Genomic DNA, 14,818 nt, shown 5'->3' on the forward strand with positions numbered 1-14,818 from the left:
CAAACGTTTGTGCGGATATGTTTACAATCTTAAGCATATTTTAACAATTTTATTATGGCTTAAAGTAGATTTTGATTTAGCCGACCTGCTGTATGATACCTTCTTTCTGCAAAATGAAGCTAAACAGGTCATCTATCGGTTTTTGTAAAATTTTACCCGGCTCGATGCCATTTTCTACCAGTACCGAAATAAGTACATCCTGATAGTAATAGGCAATTGAACCTACAAAATGACATGGTACACTTTTATGTTTGGGATAGTCTTTAATATTCGTATCTATAAACTCCTGAAAGCCTCTTCTTAAGATATCCTGAATAAATGGATGCTCTTTGTGGCTGGCCATAAAACGGCTAAAGCCTGCCAAATAGATATTTGGAAAAGGCTTTTGATACACATTGGTTATAATCTGTTCTTTTTCTGCCGGAAAAGCCTTTTTAAACTCTGCTGCCAAGGTTGATGGCATTTTATTGTACAGGTAGCTTAAAAGTACCTTTTTTCCGAAAAAGGTGCCAGAACCCTCATCGCCCAAAACATAACCTAAGCCATGGTGCCCATCGTGGATTTTTTTTCCATCAAAATAACAGATATTTGATCCGGTACCTAAAATACAATTTAAGCCTTCAGCATTGCCACAGGTAGCATATACAGACCCCAGAAGATCGTGGTCAACCGAAATAAAAGCATTGGTGAAAATGGCTGAAAGGCCATTTGAAACTACCTCATGCTTATCGGGCGAAGAACAACCAGCTCCAAAAAAATAGATTTCTTTTACCTCATCAGCATATTGTAATAAGGACTCATTTTTAGAAATCAGCTTGGTTATTTCTTGTTCACTTAAGAAATAAGGGTTTATTCCGGGGGTGCTAAATTTAATGGTTTCGCCATTATGATAGCCCATCCAATCGGTTTTTGATGAGCCACTGTCTGCAACAAGTATCATGGGACTAAATATAAAAATTAATTATAGAATTTTATACTTGAAATAATTTCGTTACTTGAGTTAAACCGTTTTAGTTAAACGGATAAAATAACCGTTCATCAGGAACAAATGATTAACCAATTGCCAATGAACCAGTTTTGGGTTGAGTGTCAGGAGCCGGTTAAACAATTAACCACATTTCAATTTACGGTTAACAGTTTGCAGACAATAAAGAAATGACCAGTCAATTACGAATGAACCAGTGAACCAATAACTATTTTGATAAATCTATATTTCCGCTGATTGCTTTTAAGTTAGTTTCGGCTATTTTGGCCTGGTATTGCATTTCGATGAAACGGTTTTTGGCATCAATGGCATTGCGCTGTGCCTCTCTTAATTCTAAAGGGGCTATGCTGCCCAAACGGTATTTTGCTAAAGTAATATCCAGGTTTTCTTTTGCAATATCTACATTCCGCTGCTCCAATTTGATCAGATCCAAATAAGTGCTATAATTTTCGTAGGCAGTAAGCAACTGTGCATTCACATCCAGCTTGGTTTTGTTCAGGTTAAGGATAGAATTATCGATCTCTATTTTTGCATTACGTTCTTGCTGACGTTGTAAAAAGCCATTAAACAAATTTATACTCGCTGTAACACCGTAGGTAAATCCATTTGCTGCAAATTTTTGGTTAAAACCGGTAGGGCTGGTGCTGTTTGCCCTGCTGTACCCCGAATTTAAGCTAACTGACGGATAACGTGCCCCACGGATAGATTTTAGATTTAAGGAAGCAATACGCTGATTAATAAATGCATTCTGCACATTAGGGTTCTGTTGTTCGGCCATTTCGGCCATTTGGCTAAACAAGATACCTTTATCCACGTCAATGCTATCTGTAACAGAAAAGGCGGAGCCAATGTCTCTAACCATTAATTGGTTTAAACGCACTTTGGCTACCTGTAACGCATTTTTGGTCTGCAGATAATTTGAAGTATCGGTGTTATAATCAACCTGTGCCGTTAATACATCCAATTTGGAGCCGCGGCCAAGCTGTAATTTGGTTTTGGCAATGTTGGTACGCAATACCGAAACATCCATGGCACTATCAGCTGCTTTAACCAATTGCTGTTGTCTTACAACATCGTAATAAGCCGTAATTACATCGGCCACAGTGGTTAAAATGGTTAAACGTGAATTTAATTCACCCTGTTTTTGCAGTTCTTTTAAACGATCGTAATTGGCAAACATGCTAAAACCATTAAAAATGGTCCAGTTTAATTCTGCACCATAACTGTTATTGGTACTCTTCGCACCTGTAATTACCCGGTCGGGGCCGGTTGCGGGTGTTTGCCGCGTATTCTGGATACTTCCGCCATTGGTATAACTTCCCGTTAAGTTAGGTAACATGCCCGCATTGCCAATATTGGCATTATTCTTTGCTATATCGATCTGGTTTTTACTGATTTTGATGTCGTAATTATGCTGTAAAGCAATGGTAATGGCTTCTTGCAGGCTTAGCTTTTCTTGTGCAAAGCCTGAAAGCGATAAGCTTATCAGCAGGATAAGTATTCTTAATTTCTTGCTCATCTTATTCTTCTGTATGTAAAGCTTCCTGTTCAAAACGATGGGCTTCTTTTAATTCTTTATTTGGTTTGTAAGGTTTGGCCCAATAAGAGTAAATAGCCGGTATAACAAATAGGGTTAATACCAAAGAGAACAAGGTACCACCTACAATGACGGTTCCCATACTCATTCTGCTTTTAGCGGCAGCACCCAATGCAAGTGCAATAGGCAAGGCTCCAATGGCAATAGCCAAACTCGTCATTAAAATTGGGCGTAAACGCGAAACCGCAGCTTCTCTGATGGCCTCTGGGATGGCTATACCTTTTTCTTTAAGCTGATTGGCAAACTCAACAATTAAGATACCGTTTTTAGTTACCAGACCAATAAGCATAATAGTACCGATCTGGCTAAAGATATTCCAGCTCTGGCCACACAACCAAAGTGATAAAAAGGCTCCGGCAACGGCCATAGGTACCGTTAAAATAATGATAATCGGATCTTTAAAGCTTTCGAATTGTGCCGAAAGGATTAAATAAACGAGCAGGAGTGCCAAACCAAATGCGAAGAAGGTATTGGAAGAACTTTCTTTGAAATCGCGCGATTCGCCACTTAAATCGGTAGAGAAAGTCTCGTCCAATACTTTTTTGGAAATGGCATCCATCGCATCGATACCCTCGCCAATACTTTTTCCAGGTGCTAAACCTGCCGAAACGGTAGCGGCAATAAAACGGTTGTTCCTGTAAAGCTGTGGCGGACTACTTTCTTCTTTAGCGGTAACCAGGTTATCAAGCTGAATCAATTCGCCCTTATCATTACGAACATAAACCGAACTCAGATCCAATGGGTCTTTCCTGTCTACCCGATCAAACTGACCAATTACCTGGTACTGTTTCCCGTTCATGAAAAAATACGAGAACCTTTGCCCGCTCAATCCTAAATTCAGGGTTTGTGCAATAGCAGAGATAGAAACCCCTAAATTCTTGGCCTTATCACGGTCAATTGTCAGGTTGATTTCGGGTTTGTTAAATTTCAGGTTCACATCCGAAACAGTAAAAGTAGGATCTTTTGATACTGCATCCATAAACAAAGGGATTTTTTCCCTTAGCTTTTCGAAATTCTGCGCTTGTATAATATAGCTGATCGGTAAGCCACCACGCCGGCCAACTGAGATGGTAGGCTGCTGGTTAACAATGGTTTTACCTTCAGTATATTTTTTAGTCACCCTGGTAAGCATATCTGCAATATCCTTTTGTGAACGCTTACGTTCTTCGGGATTGACTAAACCCATCCTCACAAAACCAGAATTTACCGAACCGGAGCCCCCAAAACCAGGCGAGGTGATGGTAATGTTCACGTTTTTTTCCGGAACGGAATCGATCACCAATTGGTTCAGTTTCATAATAAACTGATCGGTATAGGTGAAAGATGCACCTTCAGGGGTGGTTACATTGATGTTGATGGCGCTTCTGTCATCGTATGGGGCAGTTTCTTTCGGTAAGATTTTCCAGAATAAGAAAATTAAGCCCATACATACCAGAATAATCGGAATGGAAAGCCATCTTTTATCTAAAAACTTATTCAAATTCGATCCATAGGCATCGTTCAGCTTTACAAAGTAGGGCTCCGTCCAGTCGTAAAACTTCGATGGTTTGTGACCACCCTTTTTCATCAGGTAGGCGTTTAACATCGGTGTTAAAGTAAGGGATACAAAAGCCGAAACCAATACAGCGGCACCAATTACCACCCCGAATTCTCTAAACAAACGGCCAACAAAACCCTGCAGGAAAATTACCGGTAAGAATACCGCGGCAAGTGTAATGGAAATGGAGATTACGGCGAAAAAGATTTCGTTAGACCCTTTTATGGCCGCTTCAAATGGCGACATGCCTTCTTCTACCTTTTTAAAGATATTTTCGGTAACTACAATACCATCATCTACCACCAGACCGGTTGCCAGTACAATGGCCAGCAAGCTCAGTACGTTTATCGAAAAGCCAAAGGCATACATAATAAAAAAGGTGAAAATGAGTGATACCGGAATATCGATCAATGGCCTGAAGGCGATGGCCCAGTCCCTAAAAAACAAGTAGATGATTAAAATTACCAGTACCAGTGATAAACCAATGGTTTCGGCTACTTCGGTTACCGAACGCTTGATGAAAAGGGTATTATCCAGTGCAACCTTCAGTTTAATATCCTGGGGAATATCGGCTTTTAATTTATCAAAACGTTTATAAAATTCTTTGCTGATATCGAGGTAGTTAGCACCTGGCTGTGGAATAATGGCAATGGCCACCATGGGCCTGCCCGATTCGCGCAGAATGGTTTCTTCGTTTTCCGGCCCCAGAACTGCATAGCCCACATCTTTTAACTTAACCACCTGGTTACTGTCGGCTCTTAAGATCAGGTTATTAAACTCGCTTTCGTTGGTTAGCTTTCCTAAGGTTTTAACAGTTAGTTCAGTGGTAGCCCCCGTAATTTTTCCTGACGGGAGCTCTACGTTTTCATTGTCTAAAGCGGTAACAATATCCTGCGAGGTTAAGCCGTAGGCACTTAGTTTATTTGGATCCATCCAGATGCGCATGGCATATTTCCTTTGGCCCTGGATCTGTACGCTACTTACCCCCGGAATGGTTTGAATACGGTCGGCAATTACGTTTTCAGCGAAATCGCTTAGCTCCAGGGTATTGCGCTTATCGCTCTGGATTGTCATCGATAAAATCGGATCAGAGTTGGCATCAGCCTTACTTACTACCGGTAAACCGTCTATATCTTTAGGTAAAGTTCTTGCCGCTTGCGATACTTTATCACGAACATCGTTTGCGGCTTCTTCAATATTTTTATCGAGGTTAAACTCTATGGTTATATTACTCGTTCCCTGGTTACTCGATGAAGAAATGTTCCGGATCCCGTCGATCGCATTGATCGATTTTTCCAAAGGTTCGGTAATCTGCGATTCGATAATATCAGAGTTCGCCCCAGGATAAGAGGTTCTTACTGAAACTACCGTCGGGTCAATTGAAGGATATTCGCGAACGCCTAGAAAAGTATAACCTATAATGCCAAAAAGAACAATCAATAAGTTCATCACAATGGCCAAAACCGGCCGTTTTATGCTCGTAGTGGAGATACTCATAATTTTTCCTTAACCAAATGAACTTTTACAGGAGCATCTTTCTTCAGGGCCATTGATCCGGTAGTTAGCACAGTGTCTCCGGCTTTTAATCCCGAAGTAATAACAATGTTTTCATCAGTACGGGTTCCGGCCTCAACCTTAACTTCCTGCGCTTTGCCATTTTTTTGGATATATACAATTTTGCCTTTTAAAACCGGAACAACCGCTTCATTTGGAATGAGAATAGCATTTTGAAGAGTATTGAGTGCCAGTTTAATTTTAGCGAAAGATCCAGGCAACAGCATATTATCTGCATTTGGTGCCAAAGCCCTGATCTGTAAAGTACGGGTAGCCGCATTAATTCCGGGCTCTATAGCATAAACTTTTCCTTTATTTTCTTTAGAAGAGCCGTCAGTAGTAAATATGATTTCTGAATTCACTTTAATCTGTCCGGCATATTTCTCAGGAATGGAAAAAGTAACTTTAACGGGGTTGGTACTTACCAGGTTGGCAATTACCATTGTCGGAGTTAAATAGGTTCCTTCAGAGATATTGCGCAAGCCTACTCTGCCACTAAAAGGAGCACGGATGGTGGTTTTAGCCAGTTGAGCCCTGATTAATTGTGCCTGCGCCTGCAGCGATTTTAAATCTGCAAGGGCAGTATCGTATTCTTCCTGGCTTATTGCCCCTTTAGCCAATAATTGTTTTGCCCGGTTCTCGTTTGTGCCCGAAAGTTTTTGTTTGGTCAATGCATCCTGCAATTGTGCCTGTATATCCCGGTCGTTTACTTTTACCAATATACTTCCTTTAGATACCGTGGTACCCTCCCGGAAATAAATGCCGGTAACCAGACCCGATACTTCGCTCTTTAAAGCAACCGATTCGTTTGCATCAATTGCTCCGGTAATTTCAAGGTCGTTATTAAACGATACAGGTTTTACCACAACACCATCTACTACAAGAGGTGCCGATTTTCCGTCTTTACCCCCAGGTTTACCTTTTCCTGTACCAGCAGACGGACCGCCCTTTCCTTCAAGTTTTTTGTTAGCGTTAATTCTGTAATAAACCAAATAAGCTAAGCCTATGGCTAAAACAGCATAGATGAAATACCTTTTCTTCATGTTTTTATTTGTGTCATGCCTATTCTGGACATTAAAATAAGATTAATATCCCAGCATTATAGCACAAAAATATTCAAATAGTTTAGTCCTAAAATTGTTGTATTAAGGATGTTACCGATTTTCAGTTTGGAGTTAAGTTAGCGGAGAACAGGATGTAACTGGTATTTATATGCTACAACTAAGCTGTAGGCAAGTAAGGCAGTTGATTTTTACAGTCTAATTGGCTAAAAGACCGTTAACCATCAACTATAGTCCAGTGAAACAGAAACAACTATTTTACACCATATTTAGCTATTTTATATTAAAACCCCATCAATAAATCTAAATTTGCAGCAAAACACAGTCAATATCAATATGTTTAACAAAAAATCATTTTTAAGTTTAGTTTTACTACTAACGTGTATTATGGCAGCGAAGGCGCAGGTAAAAATAGGCTTTGAGGTTTCTTTTAAAGAACCGCAAGCGCATTATGCGGAGGTGCAGATGAATATTTCTGGCCTGGCAAAAGATTATGTAGATGTAAAAATGCCGGTTTGGACACCTGGCTCTTATTTGGTTCGCGAGTTTGAAAAAAGTGTTGAAGAATTTAAAGCTACCGCTGCAGGTAAATCTGTAAAAGTTGAAAAAGTGAGGAAAAACACCTGGAGAATTTTTTCAGCCAAGGCTGCCAATATCCAGATCAATTACCGTGTTTATGCATTTGAAATTTCTGTGCGTACACCTTTTATCGACGAATCTCATGCTTTCTTATCCCCAACCGGAATTTTTATGCATCCTGATGGTATGATCAATTCGCCAAGTACAGTTAAAATTATACCTTTTAGTACCTGGAGCAAAGTTTCGACCGGTTTAACCCCGGTTGCCGGCGAGCAGTTTACTTATAAAGCTACCAATTTTGATATTTTATACGACAGCCCTATTGAAGTAGGTAACCAGGATACTTTTGAGTTTACGGCAGCAGGTGTTCGCCATGAAGTGGCCATGTATGGCGGAGGGAACTACGATAAAGAAAAACTTAAGGTTGATATGGCCAAAATTGTAGAAAAAGAAACTGAGGTATATGGCGAAAACCCAAATAAATACTACCTGTTTATTGTTCATAACTTTTTAAAAGGTGGCGGAGGGTTAGAGCATTTAAACTCAACTACTTTGGGTGCGACCAGGAATGCCTATAATACGGCTGAGGGTTACAAAGGCTTTTTATCTTTGGTGGCACATGAATATCACCACCTTTGGAATGTTAAACGTCTGCGCCCCGTAGCGTTAGGCCCTTTTGATTATGACAATGAAAACTATACCACCAATCTTTGGGTAGCCGAAGGATTTACGTCGTATTACGAAAATAAATACCTGCACAGGGCTGGCTTTACCGATGTAAATGAATTTTTGAAAGATTTGGCAAGTGGTATAGGCACGGTATTAAACACACCTGGTTCGAAATATCAATCAGCTGCTTCATCAAGTTATGATGCATGGATTATCGGTTACCGCCCGAACGAAAATTCAAAAAACAATTCGATTTCTTACTATAGCAAAGGTGAGGTAATCGGTATTTTAATGGACCTTGAAATTATTAATGCCACAAAAGGTGCTAAAAGCCTGGATGATGTGATGAAAGCGATGTACCTGCAATGTAAAACGCTAAAACGCGGTTATACCGATGCAGAGTTTAAAGCTATGGTCGAAAAAATATCAGGAATTAGCTTTACCAATTTCTGGGCGAAATATGTTAACGGAGTAGATGATATTGAATATGTAAAATATTTTGGCTATGCAGGTGTGAATGTCTTAACAGAAAATGCAACACCTGGAAAACCGGTTACGGGGGCTTCAGGGCAATTAACCAATGATGGCCTGGTAATTACTTCTACAACACGAAACTCTGCTGCCTGGATAAATGGTTTAAATGTAAATGATGTGGTACTTAGTTTGGATGATACATCATTGAGCGATGCCCTATCAACAGTAAGGTTAAAAAGCCCTTTGATTTCTTTAGATGTAATTCCTTTGGTGGCTAAAAAGAATATTGGAGATGTATTGAAACTAAAAGTAATTCGTGATGGGCTTGAGAAAGAAATTTCTTTAACCTTAAAAGAAAATCCGAATGTAAGGTTAAAAGCAACGGTTAACGAAAATGCAACGCCTGCACAAAAGGCTGTGTTAAAAAAATGGGCTGGAATTTAGTTTTTAGTCCCCAGTCTTGAGTCTTTAGCTCATGGCATAAAAAAATCCCGTAAGACGATTTCTTACGGGATTTTTGTTTTTTAATTTATACTTAGCGCATGCGCTTTGCTAGAAAGTATATCTAAAGCCTAAACCAAATCTGCCGGCATTAAAATCACTGTCGTTAGATCCGATATAAAGTCTTGGTCTCCAGTCTAATGCAAGTGCTAAGGGTGCTCCTGAAAATTTATAATCTAGACCAACCATTGGTACCAGGTAGAAGCTAGAACCACCATCGTACAATTGAACAGATGGACCACCACCAATATACCAATCTAAACCTCTTGCTCCTGGAATTGAAGCATTATACTGTAAAAATCCTTGAATAACTGTTGAGTTACCACCAAAAAGTATATCGCCCTGGATAGCTGCTTTAGGGCTAAAGTGATGTCTGATTGATGGACCAACCAATGTTGCACCATCACCGAAATCAATACCTAAACCTAATCCGGTTTTATAGTTCTGAGCTTTAACGTTTGTTGTACTTAAGGCAAATAATGCAATGCATCCTAAAATTGTAAATAACTTTTTCATAATTGATATGTTTTTGTAAAATAATTATCTGCCTAACAACTTTAATGCCGTTTATGTTTTTAAGGTCAAAATCGAAAAAGAATAAAAAACAATGCTTGCATAGTAATTTTGTAATTGCTAAGTTTAGTTTTAAATTTTTAATCATCATAAATACAGTGCCTGGCAAAGCAGGAATGGTATTATTTTAATTAAAGAGCACATAATGCTCAATCTTAATGATTGATTTTTTTTAACTTAACCAAATAATAGCAATTCATATGGCGGCAGAAATTAAACGGGTTTTTGATCTTTTGAAATATAGCCTCGAAAATCCTAAAGACGAATTCATCAGCGGAAAAATTAATGGGAAATGGATAAATTACAGTACAGCAGATTTTTGTAATGCGGTTGATAATTTAAGTCGTGGGTTAATTAAACAGGGTATCAAAAAAGGTGGAAGAGTGGCCGTAATGTCGCATAACAGACCCGAATGGAATATTGCCGATTTTGCCGCCAACCAGATTGGGGCTTACCAGGTTCCCTTATACCCAACGCTGGCCGAACATGATATCCAGTTTATATTAAAGGATGCAGAAGTCACGATTGTGTTTGTGGCCGACGAAGAATTGTATAAAAAAATAAAGCCCTGTATCGATGCCATAAACCCAGACATTAAGATTTATAGTTTCAACGAAATTGCGGAAGCCGAAAATTGGAAGGTACTGATAACGGAGGGCCAGGCTGCTGCAGATATACATCTGGATGATTACCGTTCGCAGGTTGAGTCCGAAGATGTTTTAACATTAATTTATACGTCGGGTACAACAGGCACCCCCAAAGGCGTAATGCTTACACATGATAACCTGGTGGCCAACTTTGTCAACTCATCGGTATTGATTCCCGAAGGGGTTAAAAAGGGATTGAGCTTTTTGCCTTTATCGCACATTTTCGAGCGGATGATTATTTACCTGTACCTGTTTAATTCTACTGCGGTATATTACGCCGAAAGCATGGAAACCATTGTGGCCGATATTCAACATGTAAAACCCAACGTATTCTCTACCGTTCCGAGGTTGCTCGAGAAAGTGTACGATAAGATCATGGAGAAAGGGAAATCATTAACCGGTATTAAAAGAGCTATTTTCTTCTGGTCGGTTGCTTTGGCCGAGAAATACTCCGTTAACGCGGGTGCCTGGTATAACTTTAAACTGAGTATTGCCCGTAAACTGGTTTTTAAAAAATGGCAGGAAGCGCTGGGTGGAGAAATTGTGGTGATCGTATCAGGTGGTGCTGCACTGAATCCACGTTTAACACGTATTTTTTGGGCAGCTGGTATGCCGGTTTTCGAAGGTTACGGATTAACCGAAACTTCGCCGGTAATTACTGTAAATCATTACGGCGGTATCATGTTTGGTACGGTGGGCGAGGTGATTAAAGGTGTTGAAGTTAAAATTGCCGAAGATGGTGAAGTACTGACACGTGGGCACCAGGTAATGAAGGGCTACTACAACCGGCCTGATTTAACCGGTGAAGCCATAGATCAGGATGGCTGGTTCCATACTGGCGATATCGGTGAGCTGGTAGATGGACGCTTTTTAAAGATTACCGACCGCAAGAAAGAGATGTTTAAAACAGCAGGCGGTAAATATGTAGCCCCACAGATACTTGAAAATAAATACAAAGAATCGATCTTTATCGAACAGATTATGGTTCTGGGCGAGAACAGGAAATTTCCTTCTGCACTGATTGTGCCTAACTTCGAAACCTTAAAAACCTGGGCAGGCCGCAAAGGCATTAGTTTTTCAGCAATAGAGGAGTTGATTAAAAATGAACAGGTTTTAGCCAAATATAACGAAGTAATTGAGGCCGCTAACGCCGGCTTCGGTAAATGGGAGCAGGTAAAAAGATTTGCTTTACTACCTAAAGAGTGGAGCATAGATGGTGGTGAACTTACGCCAAAATTAAGCCTGAAAAGAAAGATAATTACCGAGAAAAACAACGAAATAATTGAAAAGATATATAAAGATGCTGAGGGGTATAAACCGTAAAAAGATTTCAGCATAAGAATTTAAAAAAGTCTTAAGCCAGTCAAAATTATGAACAGGATTATTTTATTTATTATATTAACTACAGCAGCGATAAATACTTCTGCCCAACAGGCAAAAATTACTATCAAGATACTGCACGCCAAAAATAATATACTTAAAATTCAAGCCCCTGTTGATAATACCTGGTTTTATCCTGCTGTAAAGGAATTAAGTTTTGGTGCAGATAGTACAATACATTATTCTTTACCAATAAAAAACTTTGCATGGCTGAGTATCAATAATAACCAAATTTTAATTGAGCCAGGTACCACGAATTTGGTTTTGGATAATAATGTTTTGGTAAAAAGTGACCGGAATATGGAGGGAATGTTGCTTTTTAGCAAAAGGAATACTGAGTTTTATCAATACAGGGCCCGAGATTATTACAAGAGAGACAGCACTTCAGCTGGTTTATATCAGTTGCTCGAAAATGATAAGAATGAAGTACTAAAGCCTTATGCCGAGTTGTTTTCCAAGCAAAAGATCTCGGCAAACTTTTATAACGAAATAAAAAGGTATTTTTCTGCGGAACAGATCATTCTGCAAGCTGCTATCCCAATGATCGTTTTAAGTACGAAGCAAAAAATAAACAACGATTTGGATAAAATGTGGGCAGAGGTATACCAGAAACACCCGGTAGATAATGCTCAATATGTCTTTTATCCTGATTTTTACTACCATGCAAGATACTATGCCAGCACCTATCTTCATTATTATCTTCCTTTAAAAAAGGGGATAAAGCCATCAAAAAGAAACGAAGACGAAAGCCTGAAAAGCAACTATAAAAGCTTTGAAGATAATTTTAGCGGTAGAACAAAAGAATACCTTTTGGCTACCTTTCTTTATGATGAAATGTTGCAGAGTAATCATCAAAGAATTTTGCTTGATTTGTTCGATAACTTTAAATCTCACTATCCTAAGAGCAATTTTTCGCCCTTTTTACAACCATTTGCCAACAAAATTTTAGCTTACCAAAAGGATATAAAAAAGGATTATGCCGCAAATGAAAAATTTGTAGCCAATTATCCTGAAATTAACAGCTTAGACAGCTTAATGAACAGGTTTAAAGGCAAAACGGTATTTGTAGATATTTGGGCAACCTGGTGTGGACCATGTAAAGCCGAATTTGAATATAGTGCAGGTCTGGAAAAATTTCTACAAGCTAAAGGCGTTGAAATGTTATTTATTTCCATGGATAAGGATACGGAAGACCAAAGGTGGAAAGAAATGATAAAATATTATAAACTTTCTGGTAATCATATCCGTACAAATAATGCCCTGCAGAAAGACTTAATTGATAAATTGTGGGGAGGTAAGGGATACGCCATACCACGTTATTTAATTATTAAAGATGGGAAATTAGTTGTGAAAGATGCTTTAAGACCAAGTGATAAGGAAAAATTATATGCACAGATTGGTAAATATTTATAACTTTCCGGAAAAAGTATTCTTCTTTCTGAAAGCCAGGGTTAAATAAGAAATTGGCTGCCGGAAAAAGATAATAAAGCAATAAAAAATCGATAAACATGCTGAGAACGATAAAGCCCCTCAATAATTTTAAAAAATCGGTAAGCTACCTGGGTCTGCTGTTCTTATTGACAGGTTGTGTAACCGGGCAACTGGGTAAAAATAATAGTGGCGAATATAAAAACGGCATGGTGGTTTCTGCTCATCCGGAAGCATCGCAGGCAGGTATAGATATTTTAAAAAAGGGTGGTAATGCGGTTGATGCTGCTGTTGCCGTGCAGTTTGCCCTTGCAGTTGTTTATCCCAATGCCGGTAATATCGGTGGCGGCGGTTTTATGGTATACAGAGGTGCAAATGGCGAAATAAATGCTTTAGATTTTAGAGAGAAAGCCGCAGGGGCAGCGAGCAGAGATATGTACCTCGATGCTGCGGGTAATCCGATAGTAGATAAGAGTCTTTACGGCCATTTGGCTGCCGGTGTACCCGGATCTGTTGATGGCATGGTAGAGGCCCATAAAAAATATGGGAAGTTAACTTGGGCACAGGTACTTCAACCCGCAATAGACTTAGCTAAAAACGGATTTAAAATTACCAACCGTCAGGCTGGTGAGTTGAACAGCTTGCACAGAAAATTAATGGATTTTAATCCTAACGGAACAGCACTCGTAAACTTAGAACATCCATGGCGGGAAAATGATGTATTGGTACAGCCGGAATTGGCCAATACTTTAAAATTGATTCAGGAAAAGGGCAGGGCCGGCTTTTACGAAGGTGCTGTGGCCGATTCGGTGGTGGCCGAAATGCAGCGTGGAAAGGGCTTAATTACCAAAGCAGATTTAGAAAACTACCATTCGGCCTGGCGAAAACCCATTACCGGAAGTTATAAAGGCTATAAGATTATTACCATGCCGCCAACCAGCAGCGGAGGCATTGCTTTAATCCAGCTGCTGCAATCGGTAGAGCCTTATCCTTTAAAAAAATGGGGACACAATGCCGATTCAACTGTACAGGTAATTGTGGAGGCCGAGCGGCGGGTGTACGCAGATCGTGCCACACATCTGGGAGATCCCGATTTTTATGCCGTTCCGCAACAACAGTTATTAGATGCATCTTATAATAAGAACCGGATGGCAAACTTTAACTGGGCTGCGGCAACACCAAGCAGTACCGTAATGGCCGGCGAAATTAAAGGTGCCGAACATGAAGAAACCACACATTTTTCTATTGTAGACCGTGATGGAAATGCCGTTTCGATTACCACAACATTAAACGGCTCTTATGGATCGTTAGTTGCAGTAAAGGGAGCGGGGTTTTTATTGAATAACGAAATGGACGATTTTTCGGTTAAACCCGGTGCACCAAATATGTATGGCCTGGTTGGCGGCGAGGCCAATGCCATTGCACCCAATAAACGAATGTTAAGCTCCATGACCCCTAGCATTGTGGAGAAAGAAGGGAAACTGTTTATGGTGGTGGGTACTCCCGGCGGCTCTACCATTATTACTTCAGTATTTCAGACCATCATTAATGTAATCGATTTTAATATGTCGATGCAACAGGCGGTGGCAGCTAAGAAATTTCATCACCAATGGTTACCAGATGAGGTGTATATAGAAAAAGATGCCATCGATAGCTTATCAATAGAAAAATTAAAGGCAAAAGGTTATAAAATCGTTCCCAGGGGACCAATAGGCAGGGTTGATGCCATCTTAAGAACCAAATGGGGTAATTATCAGGGCGGAGCCGACCCGAGGGGAGATGATAAAGCCATTGGCTGGTAGCAATTTCTCAATCTATTTTTTATCTTAGCAT

At 39.7% G+C, this 14,818-nt stretch carries 9 protein-coding genes; 4 read left to right on the forward strand and 5 right to left on the reverse strand.

Going from position 1 to position 14,818, the window contains the following annotated elements; all coding sequences use genetic code 11:
* Nucleotides 1–76 precede the first annotated feature (76 nt).
* The 4 genes from ACFSR6_RS12675 to ACFSR6_RS12690 all read right to left on the reverse strand — a co-directional run bounded on the left by ACFSR6_RS12675 (nt 77) and on the right by ACFSR6_RS12690 (nt 6,716).
* A complete protein-coding gene (locus ACFSR6_RS12675) occupies nt 77–940 on the reverse strand; it encodes an N-acetylglucosamine kinase (protein WP_379079432.1) in 864 nt (287 codons plus the stop codon).
* A 253-nt stretch (nt 941–1,193) separates the two neighbouring features.
* Nucleotides 1,194–2,504 carry a TolC family protein gene (locus ACFSR6_RS12680; RefSeq protein ID WP_379079434.1) on the reverse strand — a complete coding sequence of 437 codons (1,311 nt, stop codon included), beginning with the start codon at nt 2,502–2,504 and terminating at the stop codon, nt 1,194–1,196.
* 1 nt (nt 2,505) lies between these two features.
* Nucleotides 2,506–5,616, reverse strand: a complete 3,111-nt coding sequence (locus ACFSR6_RS12685) for an efflux RND transporter permease subunit (RefSeq protein ID WP_379079437.1) — start codon at nt 5,614–5,616, stop codon at nt 2,506–2,508.
* On the reverse strand, nt 5,613–6,716 hold the full coding sequence (locus ACFSR6_RS12690; RefSeq protein WP_379079440.1) for an efflux RND transporter periplasmic adaptor subunit: 1,104 nt from the start codon (nt 6,714–6,716) through the stop codon (nt 5,613–5,615). Before ACFSR6_RS12690 ends, ACFSR6_RS12685 begins: the two co-directional genes overlap by 4 nt.
* 405 nt (nt 6,717–7,121) lie before the next feature.
* Between ACFSR6_RS12690 and ACFSR6_RS12695 the strand changes: the two genes are divergently transcribed.
* Entirely contained in the window at nt 7,122–8,900 is a 1,779-nt protein-coding gene (locus ACFSR6_RS12695) for a M61 family metallopeptidase (RefSeq protein WP_379079443.1), read from the forward strand.
* A gap of 108 nt (nt 8,901–9,008) precedes the next feature.
* Here the strand turns inward: ACFSR6_RS12695 and ACFSR6_RS12700 are convergent, their stop codons facing one another.
* A complete protein-coding gene (locus ACFSR6_RS12700; protein WP_379079446.1) occupies nt 9,009–9,473 on the reverse strand; it encodes a hypothetical protein in 465 nt (154 codons plus the stop codon).
* A 257-nt stretch (nt 9,474–9,730) separates the two neighbouring features.
* Here ACFSR6_RS12700 and ACFSR6_RS12705 point away from each other — a divergent pair, with 257 nt between their 5' ends.
* From ACFSR6_RS12705 to ggt, 3 genes are all read left to right on the forward strand, one after another.
* A complete protein-coding gene (locus ACFSR6_RS12705; protein WP_379079448.1) occupies nt 9,731–11,500 on the forward strand; it encodes an AMP-dependent synthetase/ligase in 1,770 nt (589 codons plus the stop codon).
* A 48-nt stretch (nt 11,501–11,548) separates the two neighbouring features.
* Entirely contained in the window at nt 11,549–12,970 is a 1,422-nt protein-coding gene (locus tag ACFSR6_RS12710; RefSeq protein WP_379079451.1) for a TlpA family protein disulfide reductase, read from the forward strand.
* Nucleotides 12,971–13,065: 95 nt separating this feature from the next.
* Nucleotides 13,066–14,787: a gamma-glutamyltransferase gene (ggt, locus tag ACFSR6_RS12715; protein WP_379079453.1), complete on the forward strand. Its 1,722-nt coding sequence runs from the start codon at nt 13,066–13,068 to the stop codon at nt 14,785–14,787.
* The last annotated feature ends 31 nt before the right edge of the window (nt 14,788–14,818 follow it).

The sequence above is a fragment of the Pedobacter vanadiisoli genome (assembly GCF_042684385.1).
GTDB lineage: Bacteria > Bacteroidota > Bacteroidia > Sphingobacteriales > Sphingobacteriaceae > Pedobacter > Pedobacter vanadiisoli.